Here is a 22,372-nt window from a genome sequence, read left to right as displayed (position 1 = left end):
CCATAACTATCTCCTCCTCGCCGACGACGACAGACATGGCTCGATCTAGCGGCCCACGGAATTGAAGAGGCAGGCCATGGCCGAGGAACAGCAGGACCGTTACAAAACTTTCCGCTTTCCTTCTCCCCCGCACGCATTCTCAGGACAATGGGCACAAACCCGGGCATTTTCTGAGCCTTCTACTGGCGGAGCCTTATAGAGCCAAACCGAAATTAGCGAATCCCCGAAAAAGTCCCCGAACCTTTTCGGCCCACCCCGACGTCCGGCTGACCGCTTCACCATCCCACTTGCAGGTCGCAAGCTGACAGGCTCGGGCATCCTCTCCGCCGCTCGACCAACCAGCAATACATATTTTTGATGCTTATTAACTTTCCAATTTTGTCGATGCAGCCTCTAATCCCCTTCGACAAGAAGGTTTGCAAGGGCTACTTCATGGCGGCCCCTACAAGGCGCAGCAGGTTCGTTGCCTGCTTCGTGCAAACGCTGATTGTCTGAGATGAAACTCCTCTTTTTTCCCCGAACCTCCCCCAGGAGGTGCGGGGATTTTTTTGCCTTCTCCGGTGTGCAGCCACCTCCCGCTGCGTAGCGACCCTATATCCATGGAACACTGAAAGACCGCTTCGGATCAGTTGAAGCTTGTTCGCCGACAGGGCCGCACGCTTAAAACAACTACTTACAGAATAGAAACTCATAAAGTCCGATCTTGTACTACCGAGTGTTAGCTTGTGCGCTTTATCGGGCCATGAGATACCAGAGCCTTAATCATGCACAGAAAGCTCCCCAGCATTCCTGCCCTAAGTGTTTACCTTGCCCTTGCTTTTCTCTTTACGGGCGCATGGCTCACCCACCCTGCCCCCAAGCATGCTTCCTTTGCCCCGACAAGTCCGGTTTTGACTGTGACGGATCAGGCGGCCAAGCCCATTTATACCAGCCGTTTCGCCTCCTCCGGACTGGTGGACTTCGTGCACTCTTCAGCGGTAACAGCCCTGCCTGACGGTAGCTTGATGGCGGTCTGGTTCGCCGGCACTCGCGAAGGCGCCGCCGATGTGCAGGTGCGCTCCGCTCGTTTCAACGTGAGTACCGGCGAGTGGGGTGAAGAACAGGTCATGGCCACTCGGGAGTCGACCCAGCAAAGCACTCGAAAATACATCCGGAAACTGGGCAACCCGGTCATTGCTCTGGCGCCGGACAATCGCCTGTGGCTGTTCTTCGTCTCCGTGTCCATGGGCGGCTGGGCCGGTAGCGCGGTCAATGTGATGGTTTCGGACGACTTGGGTATGAATTGGTCGGCACCGCGCCAATTAATCACTTCACCCTTTCTGAACATCAGCACCCTGGTCCGGTCGGCACCGGTGTTCCATGCCGACGGCTCCATCGGCTTGCCGGTCTACCACGAGTTTCTGGGCAAGTTTGCCGAGTACCTTTACCTGAGCGCAGACGGTGAAGTGATCGATAAATACCGCATCAGCCACGGCAATAACTCATTGCAACCCGCGGTCGTTCCGCTGGACGGTCAGCGTGGTATCGCCATGTTGCGCTATGCCGGCGACACGCATCACCGAGTCCTGGCGAGCCGCACCGAGGATGCCGGACAGACCTGGAGCGAACCTTATCCGCTCGATCCATCGAACCCCAACTCCTCGTTGGCGGCCGTTGCGACGCCCGGACACGGATTGCTGGTAGCGCTCAATGACCTGCAAGAGGGACGCTTCAAACTGAGCCTCTATCTCACCGATGCGAAGATGGACGATTGGCGCCTGGTGCGCGATCTGGACAAATCACCGGACCCCGAGGGCGATCCGTATTCGCCCCTCGCCTACAAAGAACTCATCGGGAAAGAGTTCCGCGATTCCAGTGGCAAGCTCCGCCAACCGCTGGAGGCGCAATTCCTCGACAACCTCGACAAACGCGTCTGCAAAAGCGAAGGGTGTGAGTTTGAATACGAATACCCGTACTTCATCCGCAGCTCCGACGGGATGTATCACTTGGTTTATACCTGGAACAACACCTTCATCAAACACGTGTCCTTCAACGATGCCTGGCTGTCCGAGCGTCTCAAATGATCAGCCTGTGGCAAGCCCATCTCAGCTTCGCAATGATCATTTTCCTGGTCATCCCGTCTTTTGGCCTGAGCAGGGTCTGGCGCATCGCGCTGTTGCTTACATTGCTGGCCAGCAGCTTCATACCACTGGACGGAATTTCGCTGGCCGCTTACTTGCGCAGCCACATGGATGACCTCGCGATCACCTCATTGGTGTTCATGGGCTGGGGCTGTCTGTGTCGACTGGGTGTGTTGCCGCCCGCGCAGCGTGATCAAACCGGCGTACTGATCCTCTTCGCCGTCATGGCCCTGGTGTTATACCCGGCAACGCTGGGCTTGAGTGATCTGGACCCTTACCGACGGGGTTTCAGCCCACGCCCCCTGTTGTTTGTCGTGGCACTGCTGACGTTAGGCCTGTTTTACCTGCGAAATTACCTGGCCATCGTATTGTTGACGAGCGCGACCCTGGCCTTCCTCGCCGGGATCAAACCCTCCCACAACTATTGGGATTACCTGATTGATCCGCTGCTGGGCCTGTATTGCGGCCTGACGCTGCTGGTGGTGGGGACGCGCTGGACGTATCGCCGGTTCATCACGCTGCGCGGGCCAATACCAAACGAATCCGTTTGAAATTTAACGAAATTACTAATAGGGAAACATCGATGGGCTGGCTGAAATCGAGACGTTTGCATTACTGGCTGGGCGCAACAGCGATCGCGTTTGTGCTGTTTGCACTGCTGCGGGTGGTGTTCTTTTTCGGCTTTTCCGGTTTCGACGCCAAAGCCCTGAGCGACGACAACGCCGTGCTGGAAACCCTGGGCATCGGCTTTCGCTTCGACTTGCGCCTGGCCATTCTGGTCATGCTGCCATTGGCGATATTGGCCTGGATCCCTCGCTGGAACCTGATCAGTAGCCACCTCGTTCGCTGCATCGCCCGGGGGTATCTGGTCGCCGTTCTCAGCGCCATTCTGCTGATCTACATCACCGATTTTGGCCATTACGCGTACCTCGGCGTGAGGATCAACGCCACGGTATTGCGCTTCATCGAGGATGCGCAAATATCCCGTGATATGGTCTGGCAAACCTATCCGGTCATCTGGATTTCATTGGGTTGGCTGGCAACCGTCGCGTTCGTGACATTGGCGCTGGTGCGTCTGGAGCGCGTCACGCTGGATCGCCCCGGCACCGTCATTTCCCGGTTCTCCGCGACGTGGGGCAGTGCGTTGATGGTTGTGCTGGTGCTGCTGGGTATTTTGGGTCGTGTCGAACACTTGAACCTTGAAAACCCTGTGCCGCTACGCTGGAGCGATGCGTTCTTCTCGGGCAATAACCAGGTCGCCGCATTGGGCCTGAACCCGGTGATTTTTTTCTACGACACCGTCAAAGTCGGCCAGTCGCGCTATGACGAAGCGACAGTACGCGAACTTTATGCGGTCATGGCCAACTATCTGGGCGTTGATAAACCCGATCCGCAGACCCTTAACTTTGTCCGCCACCAGGCACCACAACCCTACAAAGTAGCGGGCTCGCGGCCACCGAACGTGGTGTTCGTGATGCTTGAGTCGCTGGGCACCAGCGCCGTCGGGGCCTATGGCAACCCGATTAATCCGACGCCCAATATCGATCGCCTGGCCACGCAGAGCTGGTTCTTCAAACACTTCTATGTGCCAGTGACGGGGACCGCAAAAACCGTCTGGGCCAGCATCAGCGGAGTACCTGACGTTACTCGCCAGGATACTGCGACGCGTCATCCACTGATCACCAATCAAAACACGCTGGTCAATGCCTTCACTGGCTACGAGAAGATCTACACCATTGGTGGCAACGCCGGTTGGGCCAACATGAATGCCTTGATCAAACAAAGCATCGACGGCGTTCGCCTGTACGACGAGCGAGACTGGAAATCCCCGGTAGTGGATGTCTGGGGCATCTCGGATCTGGACCTGTTCAAGGAGACCGACCAGATCCTGCAAACGCTGCCCAAGGACAAACCGTTCTTCGCCTATATACAAACGGCCGGCAACCATCGCCCCTTCACGATTCCAAAGATCAACGACGGTTTCGAGGTCAAGCACCCTACCCTGGAGGAAGTCCAGGCCGCGGGTTCGCGCAGTGTCGACCAATACAACGCCGTGCGTTTGCTGGACTTCAACATCGGACGCTTGATGGAAATTGCCAAGGCCGGTGGCTGGTACGAAAACACTATTTTTGTGCTGTTTGGCGACCACAACACCCGCATCGCCCAGATCCCTTTCCTGCCACCGGCCTACGAGCAACTGGGTCTGGAAAGCAACGCGGTGCCGATGATTATCCACGCGCCAGCCCTGATCGGCACGCGCAAGGTCGATGAAGCCGTCGGCCTGGTGGACTTGCTGCCAACCGTGGTGGGCATGGCCGGCCTGGAGTTTCGCAACAGCGGCATGGGCCGTGATATTCAGCAACCTGCGCCCGAAGGCGAACGCGTGGTGCCATTGGTGTTGCGTGAAGGCACGTTCCCGTTGATTGCCGGCGTGACCCAGCACTACTTGGTACAGATGGAACACGACGGAAGCTCGCCAACTCTCCATGACCTCGCCTCGCCAACACCGCTGGACAACGTCGCCGACCAACACCCCGAAGAGTTCAAGCGGCTGTCAGAGTTGACCCGCGCCATGCATGAAACGTCACGATTGATGCTGTACCAGAACGTGCGGAAATAACGCCTTTCGCTTGTTGACCCACTGGTCGACTGAAGGTACCGTTTCAGCACATTCAGAGTTTCGCCAATGGCGAACCTGATCGAGTTTTTGAAGCCCCGCCAGAGGAATCTGCCGGGGCTTTGTCGGCTTTGGCTACGGAGAAGATGATGTCCAGAGCACAACGCCGACACGATACACGCCGCCTCAAGTCTCGCTTTTTTGCAAAACAGCGGGCCTGTGAATGCTGGACAAACAGCGAAAAAAACGCCGGGATTTTTGCCAACCATGGGAAGGTGTGTTCTTGCTGGATGTGCGGTAACCCCAGAAAACTGGGATTACTCACGATGCAGGAGCTACGGGCTGACTCAACGATTCAAGAATGAATATAGCGCCCGCTCGCAGAGCGTTGATGTAGCGCGATCGAACTTGGGACCTGGCTAGATCGTTAGCTCTTTATTGAGGTTGCCCATTACAAATGAATAAGCGTCTGGCGATCTGAAAAAAGAGTGCCACGCATAGGGTGCCCTGAAGTAAGTGCGATTCTCCGACCGCCAGATAACGACGACATGCCCTGCCAGACCTGCGCCGGCAGCCGCTAAATGAAACGTCCTCATAAGCGCTTCTTGCGTATTATTTGACTGACTACCGAATGAAGCGTCCAACGGGAAAATTATCATGTTTTGCCCACCCTGACGCACATGAGCGATGAGGTACTTCGCCATCTCCTTCTCCTTTAAATTACTACCGCTACGGCTGGTTGATCCTGGGGCATGCAGACAAAAGACTGAGTTTTCAATGTGGAACTGAGAGGCAGGCCGGATCCCTGTTATTAAAACCGCACATTGTATTTATTGCTGGCGACATTCAGTGTCGCCATAACTCTTACAGCGTTATCACCGAAAAACTTCTGGACAACACCGTCATAGACACAGAGTACGGCGCCTTCATCCGACACATATGAACTACCATTATTCACCAACACCAAGTTGTTCACACCGTAACTATGCGTGATATCTGACTTGAGCTTATTGCAAATAGCAAGATGATCAGGCTCGCCAGCAATTACCATATCAGGGGAAAGCAGGGCCAGCAGAAAGAGTAACTTTTTCATCTTGCCTCGCCGTCAGTGTATTAAACAACAATGGCGCCGGATGGTAATTTGAGCTCGATGACCTGTCAATGTGCGATATCTGCCAGCTTTTTCGCGGTTTCAGATTTCATAAAATACAAAGCTTGATTGTTTGAATACTGGAAAACCAAAAACAAGTCCGACACGCCAACTAGGTTATTACCGAGTTCTAATCGCCAGAAGCCTCTTAACGACGTAAGAAATCACATGGCAACCCCTCATACAACTAAGTCAACAGGTCCAAGAATTAAAACCCCATCGCGTCCGCAAAAGGCAGCTTCGAGTCCGTTTGTCCTCAATGACAACTCAGCAACTGCAAGGCCATTTCATCACGTGGTAGTTTCGCCCACCACATGGTCTTTGAAGCCCCAACTCCAAGGCCAACAAATCCGCCAATGGCTGTGAACGACTAATCAATTTGACGTGTCCTTGCTCGATCAATACTTCCGGCAACAGGGTGCGGCAGTTGTAATTGGATGACATCGAGGCGCCGCCATGGAACAGATCAAGTACACCACCGGCGCAGCCGTTACCCCGATAATCTGCTGTTCGTGGCAGGTGCATCTGCCATAAAGCTATCTCTGAGACGCCCGCGCCCTGGCCACAATGCTGCGGCTACCGCTCAGGGAGTGGGCCTCAGCCTGCACAGACGCCCTAAAGCCCACTTGCTTGATTAAAGTCAACTCTGCGCTTGACCAGGTGTTTACCCTTGAACGACTGGGGGCTTACACGCCCGTGGAGCAAGTCATGTACGGACTCCGTCATCACTACCGCGATCTACGGCAACTCATTCTCGGGTTGCTGCCTGACCCCGCCCAGACGATCACCTCCCCTCCCACTGAAGCACCCTTCAGGGCGGTCACACCGTGGCCGTTCTGTTTGATTGCGTTGATTTGGCGCGGTTTAGTACTTCCTGCTTATTTCTGAGTTCCAGGAGTCCATCATGCAAACACAATCGAAATGGGTTCTCGTCGCTATTTTGGCCAGCAGCATCTTCATGGCAAACGCAGAAGACGAGCATCACCCTGCCGATGCGCCTACCGGCGCAATGGCCGCCAGCACACCGTCCGAGTCCTCAATGTACAAAGCGATGAGCGAGCAAATGCAAAAAATGCAGGCGGCCCACGATAAAGCCGCCGCTGCGAAAACCCCGGACGAGCGACACGCAGCTATGCAGCAGAGCATGAAGACGATGAAGGAAAGCATGGCCATGATGAGTCAGCAGCATGATGCTGCGGGGTGTATGAACATGGGCTCCCAAATGGGGATGTCTGGCTCCAAGGATGGCATGGGTAATGGAATGATGGGCATGATGATGAAAATGATGGATCAGCAATCGTCAATGATGGACATGCCAATGAAGGAGTGACGATTGCCAGATACCGTACCAAAGGCAACGAGGAGATCGTCATGTTCGATATGAGTCACTTCACACCACTGAGCGCCTTGCTGGGCGGTCTTTTGATCGGCACTGGCGCAGCGCTGTTGATACTGTTCAACGGGCGCATCGCTGGTATCAGCGGCATCGTCGGCGGACTGTTGCGCCCGATGGCTGGCGATGTCACCTGGCGAGTGGCGTTTGTGCTGGGGCTGGTCATGGCTCCGCTGCTTTACCGGCTGATCGCACCACTGCCCGAACTGCAGATCGATGCGGGTTATCCGCTGTTGATTGGCGCCGGGATATTAGTTGGCGTCGGGACACGCTATGGCTCTGGCTGCACCAGCGGACATGGCGTCTGCGGTCTGTCGCGTTTGTCACCTCGCTCAACGGTGGCGACAGTGGTGTTCATGGGTGTTGGGTTTATCACCGTTTTTGTTATTCGCCACCTCCTGGGAGTGAACTGACCATGGCTCTTTTTTCCGCCTGGATGGCGGGACTCATATTCGGTCTTGGCTTGCTGGTTTCGGGCATGACCAACCCCGCCAAAGTGCTCGGTTTCCTGGATGTGGCCGGGGCTTGGGATCCCTCTCTAGCCTTCGTCATGGTGGGCGCCATTGCCGTCGCAGCGGTGAGCTTCCAGGTGTCAAGAACGCGGACGCGATCACTGCTGGGCCTGCCGATCAATCTGCCCACAGCTCGACACATCGATCGGCGTCTGGTCATCGGGAGCATGCTGTTTGGCATCGGTTGGGGTTTGGCAGGGATTTGCCCTGGCCCTGCGTTGGTACTGATGGGCTCAGGCATTCTCAAGGGCGTGGTGTTTGTCATGGCCATGCTGGCTGGCATGGGGCTGTTCGAAAGGCTTGAGCGACAAAGACGTCCAGAGTCACCGGTTCCAATTCCCGAGAATAAAACCCGCTGATTTTAGCTGGGAGTCGACCCTGTTCGCCTGAGGCGTCATTGCTTCTTGAGTAACAGCAGCAGTAGCGCTGTGGACGCAATCACTGCCCCCATGAGGAATGTGCTGTCCGATCCAATGCTTTGCCATAACCCGCCCGCTAGAACACTGGCCATCAACATACATACACCGCTGACCAGATTGAAAATGCCGAAGGCGGTTCCCTTGAGTTCTCTGGGCGATTTATCAGCTACCAGTGAGGCCAGAATGCCTTGGCTAAATCCCATATGGAGTCCCCACAACGCGACACCCAACATCATCGTGATCACTGAACTGGACTGAGCAAGTACAAGATCCGCCAGGATGAGCAACCCCATGCCCACACAGAGCAGCTTCGTGCGACTGACACGATCGGACAGCCAGCCGGCCGGGTAAGCGGACAACGCATAAAAAAGTGACATGATCACCATCACCAACGGTACCCAGGTGACCGACAGCCCGGCCTGCTGCGCCCGCAATACCAGAAACGCCTCGCTGAAACGGGCAAGCGTAAACACCCCACCAATAATGACGACCCACCAATACCCGGAGGAGAAGTCGTGAAGGACGCTCCAATGAATTGGAGAACGGAATTTAGGTGTGCTGGAGACGTGGGTCGATTCTTTTACACCAGTGACAATGAGCGCTACCGCTATTGTTGCGGGGATCACTGCAAACCACAGCACACGCTGGATATCTGCAAGCCATAGCATAAGCAGGATGGCCAGAGCGGGGCCAAGAACAGCACCCACGGTATCCATCGACTGCCGCAGCCCAAAACAGGCACCCCGGATTTCTGCTGGCGACACATCTGCAACCAAGGCATCTCGCGGTGCACCACGAATGCCTTTGCCGATTCGATCCAGAAAACGTGCAATAAAGACAACGTCAGCCGAATGCGCAAGAGGAAAAAGTGGTTTGCTCAGCGCCGCTAAACCATATCCAAGCAGCAGCAACCCCTTGCGCCGCCCCATAAAGTCACTGATAGCGCCAGAGAATATCTTGACCAGCATCGCGGTCGACTCTGCAATCCCCTCGATCACGCCGACGGTCAATGCACTCGCACCCAATGTCGTCACTAAAAATACAGGGAGCAAGCTGTGTACCAGTTCAGAGGATAGATCCATGAACAGGCTGACAAAGCCCAGCGCCCAGATCGTGCGCGGTATACGAATAGGCTCAGCTTGAGTACCTGGACTTTCGCTGCTCATAGTTTCGTCCTTCGCTGATCTGCACTTAAGAGAGACTGCGAAAATCAAAGATCCTCTAATTAATAGCGCATATGCATCGATTAAGCGCCGGCTGGACCAGCGCATGGCGATCTTGCTGGCGATTGCCGAATGGAGCACAGCCTGTCGATTCGTGAAATCGTCACAGCAGTCAATGAAACCACCCAGCTCTTGCGACATGGGCGAAGCAATCCTCAGCCAAGCCGCTCATTGGTGCATGCGTTTACAAGAAAACACCTGCACGCAGGAGGAAAAGCGGGCCTTCAAGGAGTGGATTCAGATGGATCCTCGCCAGTTACCAAACCATCAAAACACCTCGAAAAAGCTGCTGACTGAGGTATCGACGCTGCAGAACGGCGCGCACAAAATGTGATGCGCTGAAACGGCCGCACCATTGCAGTGCAATCTGTTGGCGAAAACCGCTTTCCTCAACTAGGGTCACTACGCAATCAAACGCCCCGCTCATAGGTGGAGGCCCCTGATCAAGGAGAGATAAATGCCGTCCATTCGCACTGTCGAAAAAACCTATCGAGCCTGGTCGAGCCCGATCCTGCTGGAGCTCAAGGAGCGAGAACACCAACTGGACCCCGTCGCGCGCCAGGCGCTCGAAAACATCCTCGTAGAAAGAAGATTGATCAACCTCGGCAATCCTTCAGGCGGTGAGCGGCGCAACGCGGGTCGGGACAACCATCAGTAACCCGCGTCCGATGACCGGTACACATTCTGCCTTTCGCTCATGCAGACAGAAGTCCGAAATCCAAAGGAACTGGCACTACGCCATTAATGTCGTAGCGGTAGCACCTGGAGAATCGGATGACTCGCACTCGCTATTTTCAAATCACCTACCGTTTCAACGATGACCGGCACGTTTTCGTACAGCCAGACACGCACATGAGTCACGCAGACGCATGGTATTACGCTTGCCTGCATTCAGGGCTGGGACTTTCATATGGGCAAAATCACGATCAACAAAACGACGAGGCACTTCGGGGTCACGCGCAAGCAGGCGGCCTGACCGATGTCAGCTGGGAAGAATTACCCAGTTGAAAAGGCCGGTGCGCCTCTTTACAGACAATCCTTCACGGCTTTGCGCATGGCGTCGGACTTGGCCCAAGGTGGCCCCTGATACAACGAAACCCTACTGCCGTCCTTGTACTTGACGATATCGAGAATTTCATCCGCAGTGATAATGCTCGGCGCAGTCAGCCGATAGCCATTGGAAATGCCGACCTGAGTCGTTTTCGGAATTTCTTTCTGCCATGCCGGCAAAATGCACGCCGCCAGTTCTTTGGGCGGCTTGTTGCTGTATTTGCTGACGTTGGGTTCACCCGGCACCACAGACGCTGGCAACGAACAACCCGCCAGCATAGACAACGTTACTCCCCCAATCCACATCCGCATGACGCATCCTTATCCCGTAAAAACGCGAAATGTAACGCTTCGCCGGCCGGACATCCATCTATTGAATACAACTCAATGTGGAGCATTGTTTCCTGAAGGCTCTGGATAGGTTCTTTCGTTGAGATAAGCCATCCACCGCTCATAGGCTTCATGTTGCCATTGCGTGACCCGCTCCCACTCCGGGCCGCTCAGTTGATGCGCTGAAATCAGCCTCATCATCTCTGTGGTGGCGGCATCCAGGTCAACAATCAACTCCTGGGCATGAAATCTGAAGTCATCGGTATTGCTCATAGAGTGTGGCCTCGCCCTGACGAAGTTCATTGACCTTCGTACGACAACCGCGAAGGTCAGTCGCCCTCAACTTCCCGACGAATGGAAGCACTTTCTATCCCTCGGGAATCTGACGAATAAACGTTACGCGGTTCTAAATGGAACTACTCTTTACACCCGAGAGATTGCTGGAGGTCGTCATGTGGCTTAATGAACATGAAAACGCACTTCGCCGTGACCTGCAAAGCGTTGCGTCAGATTTGAGGTGGTCGGCGGTCGAGTTGCTGCGCATTGAGCAACAGCTACGCCAGGCGGGTAATGAGGTGGATGCGCAAGCCGTTCTCAAGTTATGCGCTTTGTTTCAGGGCGATGAAGCACGCCTGGCGGGCTATGCCGAGGAAGTGAAAGCCAAGTTGATCAGTCGGAAGAAGGCTCACTAACGGGAGCACTGTCATGAACAAGTCGCTGTTCACGCTGGCAGTCCTGCTGGCGATGGGTGGCTGCAGCACCGAGGAACGTATTTACGGTACCCAGCCCTTGGTCGCGAAAGTCCAGACCGGGATGAGCAAGGATCAAGTGCAGCAGATCGGCGGTCAACCGGTCTCGATCACCGACCGCACGGTGCAGCCTGGCAGTTGTTTTGACTACACATTGACGCACGCGGACCAGCATCAGTCGTACAACGTCAGCTTCGATGGCAACGGCAAGGTCGACCACAAAAGCTTTATGACTTGCGCCGAATGGAGTCATGTTCAACACAAAGCCAGGGAACCCTCACGTATAAGCGGTGGTAGTGGCTATTGAACGACGTGGCTTGCTGAAGCCGTCAACCAGAAACAGGCCAATCCAAAAAAGCCCCGGCATTCCGGGGCTTCAAGGCTGTCGTCATTCGGACTTCTGAGCTAACGGGCGAACCGTCCTCGCTCTATAGGCGGGAAGCGATGCAGCAAAGGCCAGCGCTTCCTCTCTGCTGCTGAATGACCCCAACCGGTCACCTTGGGTGCAAACCCGCCAGGGGCCATTGTTTACGCTGAGTACGTCGTAACCGTTCATGTGCATTTTATTCAGCATCGGAACACTCATGGTCACCTCCTGTTCGGTAGTGGAACCGACGATTGCCTGCAATACCTTACACCCGACCTTTGCCCAAGTGCCGACCAGACGTCGCGTCAGTAATCCAGCGTTCAATTGCACTTTTCGCTGGGAACATCGCTCTAACACCTGAAATAGAGATCACGGCCCGAATGTTGCATTTTTATTTCGTTTTTATGACACGCGATTGTTAGGTAACCGATGAAAGTACGTGCAACGGTCATTTGCGAACTGGACCGACATGTTCTCCTGGTGCGCAAAACCAGGTGTCGCTGGAGCTTGCCCGGCGGAAAAGTCGAACCCGGTGAAACCACGGCGGGCGCCGCGTTGCGTGAGCTTCAAGAAGAAACCGGCCTGGGCGCCGACAACCTGCTGTACCTCATGGAGCTGGAATCGGGTGGCACGCGCCACCATGTCTACGAAGCGTCGGTGCCGAACCTTGAGCAGGCCCGGCCGCAAAACGAAATCATCGACTGCATCTGGCACCCGCTGGAAACGGTCGACAACCTGAGCACCAGCGACGCCACGCGCCAGATCGTCAAGGCGTTTCGGCGCCGCTTGTAAGCGTGTTCAGGCCAGAGCTGTCGCGGCCTTGGCGATGAAGGCGGCCACCTCAACCGGCATCGACGCCAGCGACGCATGACTGGCCTTCAACGTCAGGATTTCCCTGGCACTCAGCCGTCCGGCCATCCATTGCTGATTCTGCGGCGCGATCATCCGGTCCTCGCTGGAGACCTGATACCACGCTGGTTTGGTCTTCCAGGCCACCGTGCCGATGGTGTCGCCGAACGTGCTAGCCCGCGGTGCTTTCTGGATGATCCCCATCACCAGGCCCTCGGCAGCCGGTAAATCCTGGCAAAAACTCTCGTGATACAGTTCGGGTTTGACCCACAAGTATCCATCGCTGTCGGGGGCCAGGTTCGCCGCCGCTGCCGGTGGATGCTGTTGGGTGATGCCGCCGGGACTTTCTCCGGCGTCCGGGGCGAAGGCGGCGATGTACACCAGCCCCACCACATTCGGCTGATCGCCCGCCTCAGTGATCACGGCGCCGCCGTAGGAATGACCAACCAGCAACACCGGCCCCGGTACCTGAGCGATCATTTTTCGGGTGCGCTCGGCATCGTCAGCGAGGGAAGTCAGCGGCATTTCGACGGCGCGGATTTTCGTGTAACCCTTGTTCAGCAGTTCGGCGATGACTCTGTTCCAGTGGGCCGCGCCGCCCCAAAAACCGTGGACCAGCACAATGGTGGGTGTGTCGCTCATCACGATGACTCCTGTGTAGGTGTGGGTTGTTTTCAGAGAGCGTCAGCCCTGGTCGCCGCCGCCGACCGGCATGATCATGCCGGTGATGTAGGACGCTTCGTCGCTGGCCAGAAACAGGATAGCGCCTGCCTGCTCATCCAGCGTGCCGTAGCGCTTCATCAAGCTGCTGTCGAGCGTCTGGTCGACGATCTGCTGATACCAGACCTTTTCCTCAGGACTTTGCTCAGCGGTGTTGCGCGCAATGACCCGGGGCGGCGCTTCGGTGCCACCGGGCGCGGTTGCATTGACCCGCACCCCGCGACCGGCGGTTTCAAAGGCCAGACAAGCGGTCAGTGCGTTCACACCACCCTTCGCCGCGCCATACGGCACGCGATTGATACTGCGCGTGGCGATAGACGAGACGTTGACGATGGCGCCACTGCCCTGCTCCAGCATGAACGGTAGCGCCGCATGACAGCACCACAACGTCGGGAACAACGAGCGGCGGACTTCGGCTTCGATCTGCTCCTCGGCATAATGCTCGAACGGCTTGGTCCAGATTGTGCCGCCGACGTTGTTGACCAACACGTCAAGCCGTCCGAAACGCTCAATGGCAGTTCGCATCACGCGACTGCATTCGCTGTATTGCTCAAGGTCGGCGGTCAGGGCCAGCACCTGATTACGTTGGCCCAACTGCTGCTGCACCTCAAACACATGCTCGCAACGGTCGACCAGAATCAACCGCGCCCCCTCAGCGGCCATGCGCTCAGCCACCCGCCGCCCGATGCCTTGCGCAGCCCCGGTAATCAGCGCCACTTTTTCGTGAAATCTGTTCATACCCACCTCGTGAAAAAACACCGACCTGCAGGAGCGAGCAGGGTCGCTCCTGCAGGGATCGCGTGTGCTCAAGCCGCGCTGGCGGCGAATTTTTCGTAGTAGAAATTCGCAGGCTGGACGCCTTGCTCGCGAATGAACTGGCTGACCGCCTCGACCATCGGCGGCGGGCCGCACAGGTAGACGTCAACGTCACCCTCGTTCAAATGCCGAGGCTCGATGTGCTGGGTCACGTAGCCCTTGAGTGGATGCTGGCTGTCGGGGTTGGCCACACAGGCGCTGAAGCTGAAGTTCGGGATGCGTGCGGCGAAGGTTTCGAGGCGATCGAGTTCCACCAGGTCGAAGTCGTTGGTCACGCCGTAGATCAAATGCAGCGGATGTTCGCTGCCCTGCTCGGCGATTTTTTCCAGCATCGCGGTGAACGGCGCCAGCCCCGTGCCTCCGGCCAGCAGCAACAACGGACGACGAATATCACGCAGATAGAAGCTGCCCAGCGGCCCGGCCAGGTTCATGCTGTCGCCCGCCTTCGCCATGCCCGTCAAAAAGCTGCTCATCAAGCCGCCGGGCACGTTGCGGATCAGGAAACTGACTTCGCCGTCGCGCTGCAACGAACTGAACGAATAGGCGCGGGTCTGCTCGCTGCCCGGAACCCCGAGGTTCACATATTGCCCCGGCAGAAACGCCAGCGTGCTCAACGCTTCACCCTTGATCGACAGCGCGATGGTGCTGTCGGACAACTGCCGCACCGCGCTGATCGTCGCGTCGTAACTCACCTGCCGCGTGCGGCAAACCTGCGAGGACGCCGGCACCCGCACCACGCAATCGCTCTGGGCGCGCATCTGGCAAGTCAGGACAAACCCCTGCTCGGCTTCTTCCGCGCTGAGAGCGTCTTCGATGTACTCCTCGCCCAGGTCATAACGACCGGCCTCGGCGAAGCATTTGCAGGTGCCGCACGCGCCGTCACGGCAGTCCAGCGGGATGTTGATACCCTGGCGATAAGCCGCATCGGCCACAGTTTCACCGGCATTGGCGTCGATGAACCGGGTGACGCCGTCTTCAAAATTGAATGCAATGGAATGCGTCATGACAGCCGCCTCACAAGTGGTAGACATCGATGACCTGGCGAACGTAATCGTTCTTCAGGATCACTTTCTTGGCCTTGATCAGCGGGTTTTCACCGCGCACATCAAGGGTGTAGAAACTGCTGCCGAAATAGCTGTCGACGGTTTTGTAGCGAAAGCTCAGGGTGTGCCAGTTAAAGCGCACCTTGCACAGATCGTCCGCCTGTTCGAGCAGCTCGATGTTGCTGAGGTTGTGTGAGGTGCGGGTGTCCGGAATGCTCGCGCTGGAACGCTCGGTCTTGATACGGAAGATGCGGTCTTCCAGCCCCGTACGGTTGCCGTACCAGATCAGCGAGATTTCCCGCTGCGGGTCTTCGGTCAATTCGTCATTGTCATCCCAGGACGGCATCCAGAAGGACGCATCGGCGGCGTACAGCTCCAGCCAGTCGTCCCACTGCTTGTCGTCGAGGTAGCGTGCTTCGCGGTAAAGAAAATCACGCACGGCGTCATAGGTGATGGTCATTGCACGGCCTCCACGGCAATCAATTCGGACTGCTCGGCGGCCAGCGCCTTGAGCATCGTCTGCTGCCAGTATTTGTGTTGCAGCACGAACAGGCCTTCGTCCTCGGTGCGCACGCCGCTGAGCAGCGGGTGCAAGTCGATTTCCTTGGCCGCCTCGTCAGCGCCTTCGATCCAGTGCTCGGCGCCCCGGGACATGTCGTTCCAGGTGGTGACGCTGCCCTGATAGCTGGTCTGGCACGAACGAAACTCTTCCAGATCGTCCGGGGTGGCCATGCCGCTGACGTTGAAGAAATCCTCGTACTGGCGAATCCGGCTGGAACGGGCGTGGTCGCTTTCACCTTTGGGGGCGATGCAGTAAATGGTGATTTCCGTGCGGTTAACCGAGATCGGCCGGGCGATGCGGATTTGCGAGCTGAACTGGTCCATCAGGTACACGTTCGGGTACAGGCACAAGTTGCGCGAGTTCTCGATCATCCAGTCGGCGCGAGCCTTGCCGAAATCCCGGGCCAATTCGTCGCGCCGCTCGTACAGCGGGCGATCTTCGGGGTTGGACCAACGCGTCCAGAGCAACATGTGGCCTTTGTCGAAAGAATAAAAACCACCACCCTGCTTGGCCCAGGTGCCGGCGCTCATGGTCGGGTTGCTGTCGCCGGCATCGCGTTGTTTGCGCTGGTTCTGGGTGGCGGCGTAGTTCCAGTGCACCGAGCTGACGTGGTAACCGTCGGCGCCGTTTTCGGCGGTGAGTTTCCAGTTGCCTTCGTAGATGTAGCTCGAAGACCCGCGCAGCACTTCCAGGCCATCGGCGGACTGGTCGACGATCATGTCGATGATTTTGGCCGACTCGCCAAGGTGCTCAACCAAAGGCACCACATCGGCCTTGAGGCTGCCGAACAGGAAGCCGCGATAGGACTCGAAGCGAGCGACTTTGGTCAGGTCATGGGAGCCTTCGCAGTTGAAGCTCGCCGGGTAACCGGCCGCGGCCGGATCCTTGACCTTGAGCAGCTTGCCGGAGTTGTTGAAGGTCCAGCCGTGGAACGGGCAAGTGTAGGAGCTTTTGTTGCCGGTCTTGTGCCGGCACAGCGTCGCGCCGCGATGACTGCAGGCGTTGATAAAGGCGTTGAGCACACCGTCCTTGTTGCGCGCGATGAAGATCGACTGGCGCCCCATGGTGGTGGTGTAGAAATCGTTGACGTTGGGGATCTGGCTTTCGTGGGCCAGGTACAGCCAGTTGCCTTCGAAGATGTGTTGCATCTCCAGATCGAACAACCGTGGATCGGTGAACATCTCGCGCTTGCAGCGATAGATGCCGGTTTCTTTGTCATCTTCAAGCAGGGAGTGAAGGTATTCGGGTCGCAGGGACATGGCCGCCGCCTCCATTGTTTTTATTCAGGCAGGGCCATGCTAGGACGGGGGGGATGAGGCGGACTATCCGCTGGGTGCAGACGTTTATCCGTTTACTGCAGAAGAAATACTATGATCGTTCCCACGCTCTACGTGGGCATGCAGCCCGGGACGCTCTGCCTCCCAAAAGCGGACGCGGAGCGTCCGTTGAGGCGTTCCCACGCGGGAGCGTGGGAACGATCAACAGTGAGGCGGCGTTTGCGAGGTCAATGGCGGCGTTTGAGGGTGTCGGAGGGCAGTTCGCCGAACTGTTTGCGGTAGCTGTCGGAGAACCGTCCCAGGTGCAGGAAGCCATAATCCATGGCCACTTCCGTGACGTTGCGCACGTTGCACGTCGGGTCGCTGAGGCACAGGTTGATGCGCTCCAGTTTTTTCTGCCGGATGTAGTTTTGTGGCGACGTTCCCGCATTGCGCTCGAACAACCCGTACAGCGAACGCAGGCTCATTCGCGCCTGGCGTGCCAGTTCCTCACTGTCGATGTCGTGCTTGAGGTTGCGTGCGATGTAGTCGGCAATCACCTCGAAAGCGGGCGAACCCAGGCTTGTGCGAATGACGTTGGTTTTCATCAGGCTGAGCATTTTGCTGACGATGATCTGCGCATAGTGCTCCTGCACACGCGGGATCTGCTCGGTGGCCTCGGCTTCCTGGCAAATCATCGCGAGCAAGCTGACGAAACCCTCCAGTTCATCGAGTTGATAACGGCTCTCCAGAAACCGCACGCCCTGCCCCGGATACCGCCAGCGCTGTTCATCGCACACCGATTCAAACAACCGAGTCGGAACCTTGAGGATGAATTTTTCGCAATCGTCGGAATAGGTCAGGTCAACCGGTTCATCGGGGTTGATCAGCAGCAACTCACCGGGGGCAAAGTAATGTTCCTGGCCCCGTGCGCGCGACAGACAGTTGCCCCGCAGCAGCACTTGCAGGTGATAGATGCTGTCGAGTGCGCCGGAGGTCACCCGCACGCTGGCGCCGTAGCTGATGCGACACAGGTCCAGACTGGCGAATTTGCGGTGATCGAGGCTGGCCAATGGTCGTCCGACATTGGGCATGAGGATGCAATGGTTGCCGACATGCTGATTGACGTAACCCGACACCGCATAAGGGTCGGCATGGTCGAATATTCTGCTGCGCTGACTCAACAGTTGCGCGTGCATCATCGGGTCACTCTCGTTGTTGTTATTGGCGGTGTCAGTTTCATTCTAGAACAGTGCGTATAACGATTGCCAAATACGCAAACCCCTGTGGGAGCCGAGCTTGCTCGCGATGACGGAGTGCCAATCAACATAGATGCTGAATGTTAAACCGCTATCGCGAGCAAGCTCGGCTCCCACAGGGTTGGAGTACGGCGCTATCAATCTTCCAGCGCGCGAACCCGTTCGTGGCGTTGTTGCTCTTCGGGCTGGGCGGTCGACTGTAGCGTGAAATCAAATTCAATTTCAGCAAACCGCCCGCTCACACCATGCGCCGCCGCGCGTTGTTGATCGTCGCTGAAGCTGATGTGAGCGATCAACTCGTCACGGGTGGCGTAGGCGAAATCGTCATGCAGGTACTGATCACCATCGAGGTTGATCTGGGTGGTCAGGTGACGATGATCCGGTGCCGAGATGAAGAAATGCACGTGCGCCGGACGCTGGCCGTGACGGCCCAGTTCATCGAGCAGTTGCTGGGTCGGACCGTCCGGCGGGCAGCCGTAACCCGACGGCACGATGCTGCGGAAGCGGTAGCGACCTTCGGCATCGGTGACGATGCGGCGGCGCAGGTTGAACTCCGATTGCGTGGTATCGAAGTACGAATAAGTGCCACCGGTGTTGGCGTGCCAAACGTCCACCACGGCGCCAGCCAGAGGTTCGCCAGCGGTGTTGAGCACGCGCCCTTGCATGAACAGCGTCACACCCGGATCGAGGCCATCATCGAGTCGCGCTTCGCCTTCGGACAGCGGCGCGCCGGCTACGTAGAGCGGGCCTTCGATGGTCCGTGGCGTGCCGCCGGATTTTCCGGCCTGCTCGTCTTCAGCGTCCATCAGCAGGTCGAGGTAATGTTCCAGACCCAACCCGGCCACCAGCAACCCGGCTTCCTGACGCGCGCCCAGCACGTTGAGGTAGTTGACGGCTTTCCAGAACTCTTCCGGGGTCACCGCCAGGTCTTCGATAATGTTTACCGAGTCGCGCAGAATCCGATAGATCAGGGCTTTGACGCGTGGGTTGCCGGCGTCATTGAGCAGGCCGCTGGCGTCCTCAAGAAACTTCTGTGCGCTGGCAGTGTGGGAAATCTTGACGTTCATGGTGGATCCTCATCTTGTAATTATTAGCGTAGCGAACTGAACAGGCTGGGTTCAGCGGTCATCCTCGCGGATGGAAGACGGATGCCGGCACATCGCGTCGATCTCGATCGCCATGTAGGGAAACAGCGGAAGTTGCATCAGCAGGTCGTGCAATTGCTGGACGCTGTCGACATCGAAAACGCTGTAGTTGGCATAGTGCCCGGCGATGCGCCACAGGTGGCGCCACGTGCCCTGCTCTTGCAGGCGCTGGGCCAGGGCTTTCTCGTCGGCCTTCAGCTTGGCGGCGGCTTCGGGGTTCATGTCGACCGGTAGATTCACGGTCATTTTGACGTGGAATAGCATGATCTCTCCTCAGGCTTGATGAACGGAAGTGGATGTTTTGTCACGACGGAAAAACGCCAGGCGTTCTTCATCGAGGCTCAGGCCCAGGCCCGGTGTTTGCGGAACATGCAGTTCAAAATCGCGATACGCCAGCGGCTCGCTGAGAATGTCTTCGGTCAGCAGCAAAGGGCCAAACAGTTCAGTGTCCCAGGCCAGTTTGTTCAGGGTGATAAAGGCATGGGCCGAAGCGATCGTGCCGAGCCCGCCTTCGAGCATGGTGCCGCCGTACAGGGCGATGCCAGCGGCTTCGGCAATCGCGGCAGTGCGCAACACGGCGCGCGGGCCACCGTTCTTGGCGATCTTCAAGGCAAACACTGACGCAGCGCCTTCTCGTGCCAGATTGAAGGCGTCTTCCACGCATTCGATGGATTCGTCAGCCATGATCGGCGCCGGGCTCATCGCATTCAGGCGCGCCATGCCGGCGCGGTTGTTGCGCGAGATCGGCTGTTCGATCAGGTCGATGCCGTTGGTGCCGAGGATCCGACAAGCGCGCAACGCGACCGCTTCGTCCCAGGCCTGATTGACGTCGACCCGCACACTGGCGCGGTCACCCAGGGCTTTTTTGATCGCGATGACATGGGCCAGATCGCGATTGACTTCACCGGCGCCGATTTTCAGTTTGAAGATCCGATGACGACGCTGGTCGAGCATTTTTTCCGCTTCGGCGATGTCTTTGTCGGTGTCGCCGCTGGCCAGGGTCCAGGCCACCGGCAAGGCGTCGCGAACACGCCCGCCGAGCAACTCGCTGACAGGCAGGCCGAGGCGCTTGCCCTGGGCGTCGAGCAACGCGGTTTCGATTCCGGATTTGGCAAAGGTATTACCGCGGATGCTGCGTTCCAGACGCAGCATGGCGGCGTTCACATTGCCGCTGTCCTGGCCGATCAGCAGCGGCGCAAAGTGTTTGTCGATGTTGGTCTTGATGCTGTCCGGGCTTTCATTGCCGTAGGCCAGGCCACCGATGGTGGTGGATTCACCGATCCCTTCGATGCCATCGGCGCAGCGCACACGGATGATCACCAGGGTCTGATTCTGCATGGTGTGCATCGCCAGCTTGTGCGGGCGGATGGTCGGCAGATCGACGATGATCGTCTCGATCGATTCAATGGCTGTTGCACGCATGTCGATACCCATCAGGTTCTTAAAGTTCTGGAACCGATTCTCGTACGGCTTTTTTTGCGATGCCAATATAGAATTGGTCTGACTTGATACCTTTAAGGTATGCAAACGACCGACGTTCGGAGGCCCCATGGAACTGCGTCACCTGCGGTATTTTCAGGTGTTGGCTCAAACCCTCAACTTCACCCGCGCCGCCGAGCTGCTGCACATCGCCCAACCGCCCTTGAGTCGGCAGATTCAGCAATTGGAAGACGAACTGGGCGTGTTGCTGCTGGAGCGTGGCCGGCCGCTGAAACTGACCGAGGCAGGACGGTTTTTCCATGAACATTGCACCGCCCTGCTCGAACAACTGAACAAGGTTTGCGACAGCACGCGGCGGATCGGCCTGGGGGAAAAGACCTGGCTGGGCATCGGCTTCGCGCCTTCGACCCTGTACGGCGTACTGCCGGAACTGATCCGCCGTCTGCGCAGCGGCGAGCCTCTGGAGCTTGAACTGGGGCTGTCGGAAATGACCACGCTGCAACAAGTGCAGGCCCTCAAGGCCGGGCGGATCGATATCGGCTTCGGGCGAATACGCATCGACGACCCGGCGATCATTCAAACGGTGCTGACCGAAGATCGGCTGGTCGCCGCCCTGCCCGCCGGGCATCCCCTGCTGGCCGGGCCGATCAGCCTGCGCGAATTGGCGAAGGAACCGTTTGTGCTGTACCCCGGCAATCCGCGCCCGAGCTATGCCGACCATGTGATTGCACTGTTCGAGTCCTATGGCGTGAGCATTCACGTGGCGCAATGGACCAACGAACTGCAAACGGCCATTGGTCTGGTGGGTGCCGGGATCGGCGTCACGCTGGTGCCGGCCTCGGTGCAATTGCTGCACCGCGACGACATTGGCTTTACCCCGCTGCTGGAAGACAACGCCACCTCGCCGATTATTCTCAGTCGGAGGGTGGGTGATGTGTCACCGGGGTTGAATCATTGTTTGAAAATGATCGAAGAGCTGCAACCCCGGGCCTGACCGTCAGCCGGCAAACGCCCGGCGGCCGGCGCTCATCTCGACGCGCAATTCGCCTACCAGTTCGCTGATCGCACGGACCGTGGTCAGCTCGGCGGGCGATACGCCGTTGATCAACAATTCAATTCGCCCAGTGGCGCGGTCGAATACTTTGATGCGAAGTAACCCGTCGGCACTCACCGTGCAATCGCAAGAAAGTGGCTCGAAGCCAGACTCCACAATGCTGCAAAGGACTGAAATGGGAAGCATCGCTATCGCCTCCGTGGCGGTTGGTCGAAATTAACCTGCTCAGAATAGATGGCCTTTTTGCCTTCTGCCTCAGCCAATGCTCAACAAAAGTGATACCTGCCTCTCATCTTGG

Annotated in this window: 29 protein-coding genes and 1 pseudogene; 13 read left to right on the top strand and 17 right to left on the bottom strand. The window is 57.3% G+C overall.

Going from position 1 to position 22,372, the window contains the following annotated elements; all coding sequences use genetic code 11:
• Positions 1-764: 764 nt before the first annotated feature.
• The 3 genes from J2X66_RS20325 to J2X66_RS20315 are packed head-to-tail and all read left to right on the top strand — an operon-like array spanning position 765 to position 4,740.
• The gene (locus J2X66_RS20325; RefSeq protein WP_310267597.1) at positions 765-2,063 is read left to right on the top strand and encodes a sialidase family protein; all 1,299 of its coding nucleotides are present in this window, start codon (positions 765-767) and stop codon (positions 2,061-2,063) included.
• Entirely contained in the window at positions 2,060-2,671 is a 612-nt protein-coding gene (locus tag J2X66_RS20320; RefSeq protein ID WP_310267594.1) for a hypothetical protein, read from the top strand. The genes J2X66_RS20325 and J2X66_RS20320 overlap by 4 nt, the downstream gene beginning before the upstream one ends.
• A gap of 32 nt (positions 2,672-2,703) precedes the next feature.
• Complete coding sequence (locus J2X66_RS20315) at positions 2,704-4,740, top strand: LTA synthase family protein (protein ID WP_310267590.1); 2,037 nt, start codon at positions 2,704-2,706, stop codon at positions 4,738-4,740.
• A 416-nt stretch (positions 4,741-5,156) separates the two neighbouring features.
• On the opposite strand, the gene J2X66_RS20310 is transcribed toward J2X66_RS20315, so the two are convergent.
• From J2X66_RS20310 to J2X66_RS20300, 3 genes and pseudogenes are all read right to left on the bottom strand, one after another.
• On the bottom strand, positions 5,157-5,441 hold the full coding sequence (locus J2X66_RS20310) for a hypothetical protein (protein ID WP_310267587.1): 285 nt from the start codon (positions 5,439-5,441) through the stop codon (positions 5,157-5,159).
• Between the two features lie 107 nt (positions 5,442-5,548).
• Positions 5,549-5,830: a hypothetical protein gene (locus J2X66_RS20305; RefSeq protein WP_310267584.1), complete on the bottom strand. Its 282-nt coding sequence runs from the start codon at positions 5,828-5,830 to the stop codon at positions 5,549-5,551.
• Between the two features lie 324 nt (positions 5,831-6,154).
• Positions 6,155-6,340 (bottom strand): annotated as a pseudogene (locus J2X66_RS20300) (hypothetical protein); the annotation flags it as partial.
• 451 nt (positions 6,341-6,791) lie between these two features.
• Between J2X66_RS20300 and J2X66_RS20295 the strand changes: the two are divergent.
• The 3 genes from J2X66_RS20295 to J2X66_RS20285 are packed head-to-tail and all read left to right on the top strand — an operon-like array spanning position 6,792 to position 8,151.
• On the top strand, positions 6,792-7,217 hold the full coding sequence (locus J2X66_RS20295) for a hypothetical protein (RefSeq protein ID WP_310267581.1): 426 nt from the start codon (positions 6,792-6,794) through the stop codon (positions 7,215-7,217).
• Between the two features lie 41 nt (positions 7,218-7,258).
• Positions 7,259-7,693, top strand: a complete 435-nt coding sequence (locus tag J2X66_RS20290) for a YeeE/YedE family protein (RefSeq protein WP_310267578.1) — start codon at positions 7,259-7,261, stop codon at positions 7,691-7,693.
• Positions 7,694-7,695: 2 nt separating this feature from the next.
• Entirely contained in the window at positions 7,696-8,151 is a 456-nt protein-coding gene (locus tag J2X66_RS20285; RefSeq protein WP_310267575.1) for a YeeE/YedE family protein, read from the top strand.
• A 35-nt stretch (positions 8,152-8,186) separates the two neighbouring features.
• On the opposite strand, the gene J2X66_RS20280 is transcribed toward J2X66_RS20285, so the two are convergent.
• Positions 8,187-9,377: an MFS transporter gene (locus J2X66_RS20280; protein ID WP_310267572.1), complete on the bottom strand. Its 1,191-nt coding sequence runs from the start codon at positions 9,375-9,377 to the stop codon at positions 8,187-8,189.
• 103 nt (positions 9,378-9,480) lie between these two features.
• Here J2X66_RS20280 and J2X66_RS20275 point away from each other — a divergent pair, with 103 nt between their 5' ends.
• The 3 genes from J2X66_RS20275 to J2X66_RS20265 all read left to right on the top strand — a co-directional run bounded on the left by J2X66_RS20275 (position 9,481) and on the right by J2X66_RS20265 (position 10,442).
• Positions 9,481-9,768 carry a DUF4880 domain-containing protein gene (locus J2X66_RS20275; protein ID WP_310267569.1) on the top strand — a complete coding sequence of 96 codons (288 nt, stop codon included), beginning with the start codon at positions 9,481-9,483 and terminating at the stop codon, positions 9,766-9,768.
• Positions 9,769-9,891: 123 nt separating this feature from the next.
• Positions 9,892-10,092: a hypothetical protein gene (locus J2X66_RS20270; protein ID WP_310267566.1), complete on the top strand. Its 201-nt coding sequence runs from the start codon at positions 9,892-9,894 to the stop codon at positions 10,090-10,092.
• Between the two features lie 116 nt (positions 10,093-10,208).
• Entirely contained in the window at positions 10,209-10,442 is a 234-nt protein-coding gene (locus J2X66_RS20265) for a DUF6555 family protein (RefSeq protein ID WP_310267563.1), read from the top strand.
• Between the two features lie 18 nt (positions 10,443-10,460).
• Here the strand turns inward: J2X66_RS20265 and J2X66_RS20260 are convergent, their stop codons facing one another.
• A complete protein-coding gene (locus tag J2X66_RS20260) occupies positions 10,461-10,796 on the bottom strand; it encodes a hypothetical protein (RefSeq protein ID WP_310267560.1) in 336 nt (111 codons plus the stop codon).
• Positions 10,797-10,868: 72 nt separating this feature from the next.
• Positions 10,869-11,087 (bottom strand): hypothetical protein, encoded by a 219-nt coding sequence (locus tag J2X66_RS20255; protein ID WP_310267557.1) that lies wholly within the window; start codon positions 11,085-11,087, stop codon positions 10,869-10,871.
• Positions 11,088-11,266: 179 nt separating this feature from the next.
• Between J2X66_RS20255 and J2X66_RS20250 the strand changes: the two genes are divergently transcribed.
• A complete protein-coding gene (locus J2X66_RS20250; RefSeq protein ID WP_310267555.1) occupies positions 11,267-11,506 on the top strand; it encodes a hypothetical protein in 240 nt (79 codons plus the stop codon).
• 13 nt (positions 11,507-11,519) lie between these two features.
• Positions 11,520-11,870 (top strand): osmotically-inducible lipoprotein OsmE, encoded by a 351-nt coding sequence (gene osmE, locus J2X66_RS20245; protein ID WP_310267552.1) that lies wholly within the window; start codon positions 11,520-11,522, stop codon positions 11,868-11,870.
• An 81-nt stretch (positions 11,871-11,951) separates the two neighbouring features.
• Here osmE and J2X66_RS20240 read toward each other — a convergent pair whose 3' ends face one another.
• Complete coding sequence (locus tag J2X66_RS20240) at positions 11,952-12,149, bottom strand: DUF2188 domain-containing protein (protein ID WP_310267549.1); 198 nt, start codon at positions 12,147-12,149, stop codon at positions 11,952-11,954.
• A 210-nt stretch (positions 12,150-12,359) separates the two neighbouring features.
• Here J2X66_RS20240 and J2X66_RS20235 point away from each other — a divergent pair, with 210 nt between their 5' ends.
• Positions 12,360-12,722, top strand: coding sequence for an NUDIX hydrolase (locus J2X66_RS20235; protein WP_027923629.1), 363 nt, complete (start codon positions 12,360-12,362; stop codon positions 12,720-12,722).
• 6 nt (positions 12,723-12,728) lie between these two features.
• Here J2X66_RS20235 and J2X66_RS20230 read toward each other — a convergent pair whose 3' ends face one another.
• The 9 genes from J2X66_RS20230 to J2X66_RS20190 all read right to left on the bottom strand — a co-directional run bounded on the left by J2X66_RS20230 (position 12,729) and on the right by J2X66_RS20190 (position 21,002).
• On the bottom strand, positions 12,729-13,421 hold the full coding sequence (locus tag J2X66_RS20230; RefSeq protein WP_310267547.1) for an alpha/beta hydrolase: 693 nt from the start codon (positions 13,419-13,421) through the stop codon (positions 12,729-12,731).
• Between the two features lie 42 nt (positions 13,422-13,463).
• The gene (locus J2X66_RS20225; protein ID WP_310267545.1) at positions 13,464-14,237 is read right to left on the bottom strand and encodes a 1,6-dihydroxycyclohexa-2,4-diene-1-carboxylate dehydrogenase; all 774 of its coding nucleotides are present in this window, start codon (positions 14,235-14,237) and stop codon (positions 13,464-13,466) included.
• A 68-nt stretch (positions 14,238-14,305) separates the two neighbouring features.
• The gene (benC, locus tag J2X66_RS20220; protein ID WP_310267543.1) at positions 14,306-15,319 is read right to left on the bottom strand and encodes a benzoate 1,2-dioxygenase electron transfer component BenC; all 1,014 of its coding nucleotides are present in this window, start codon (positions 15,317-15,319) and stop codon (positions 14,306-14,308) included.
• A 10-nt stretch (positions 15,320-15,329) separates the two neighbouring features.
• Positions 15,330-15,818, bottom strand: a complete 489-nt coding sequence (gene benB / locus J2X66_RS20215; RefSeq protein WP_310267541.1) for a benzoate 1,2-dioxygenase small subunit — start codon at positions 15,816-15,818, stop codon at positions 15,330-15,332.
• Positions 15,815-17,179 (bottom strand): benzoate 1,2-dioxygenase large subunit, encoded by a 1,365-nt coding sequence (benA, locus tag J2X66_RS20210; protein WP_194940209.1) that lies wholly within the window; start codon positions 17,177-17,179, stop codon positions 15,815-15,817. Before benA ends, benB begins: the two co-directional genes overlap by 4 nt.
• Positions 17,180-17,424: 245 nt before the next feature.
• Positions 17,425-18,378: an AraC family transcriptional regulator gene (locus tag J2X66_RS20205; protein ID WP_310267538.1), complete on the bottom strand. Its 954-nt coding sequence runs from the start codon at positions 18,376-18,378 to the stop codon at positions 17,425-17,427.
• A gap of 194 nt (positions 18,379-18,572) precedes the next feature.
• Positions 18,573-19,502, bottom strand: coding sequence for a catechol 1,2-dioxygenase (gene catA / locus J2X66_RS20200; RefSeq protein WP_310267537.1), 930 nt, complete (start codon positions 19,500-19,502; stop codon positions 18,573-18,575).
• A 51-nt stretch (positions 19,503-19,553) separates the two neighbouring features.
• Positions 19,554-19,844 (bottom strand): muconolactone Delta-isomerase, encoded by a 291-nt coding sequence (gene catC / locus J2X66_RS20195; protein WP_310267535.1) that lies wholly within the window; start codon positions 19,842-19,844, stop codon positions 19,554-19,556.
• A 9-nt stretch (positions 19,845-19,853) separates the two neighbouring features.
• The gene (locus J2X66_RS20190; RefSeq protein WP_310267533.1) at positions 19,854-21,002 is read right to left on the bottom strand and encodes a muconate cycloisomerase family protein; all 1,149 of its coding nucleotides are present in this window, start codon (positions 21,000-21,002) and stop codon (positions 19,854-19,856) included.
• A gap of 127 nt (positions 21,003-21,129) precedes the next feature.
• Here J2X66_RS20190 and J2X66_RS20185 point away from each other — a divergent pair, with 127 nt between their 5' ends.
• Complete coding sequence (locus tag J2X66_RS20185) at positions 21,130-22,014, top strand: LysR family transcriptional regulator (protein ID WP_310267531.1); 885 nt, start codon at positions 21,130-21,132, stop codon at positions 22,012-22,014.
• A 3-nt stretch (positions 22,015-22,017) separates the two neighbouring features.
• On the opposite strand, the gene J2X66_RS20180 is transcribed toward J2X66_RS20185, so the two are convergent.
• Positions 22,018-22,260 carry a DUF1652 domain-containing protein gene (locus tag J2X66_RS20180; protein ID WP_310267529.1) on the bottom strand — a complete coding sequence of 81 codons (243 nt, stop codon included), beginning with the start codon at positions 22,258-22,260 and terminating at the stop codon, positions 22,018-22,020.
• Between the last annotated feature and the right edge of the window lie 112 nt (positions 22,261-22,372).

The sequence above is a fragment of the Pseudomonas sp. 3296 genome (genome assembly GCF_031456615.1).
Classification (GTDB): domain Bacteria; phylum Pseudomonadota; class Gammaproteobacteria; order Pseudomonadales; family Pseudomonadaceae; genus Aquipseudomonas; species Aquipseudomonas mucoides.
This window is presented reverse-complemented; position numbering and strand designations above follow the sequence as displayed.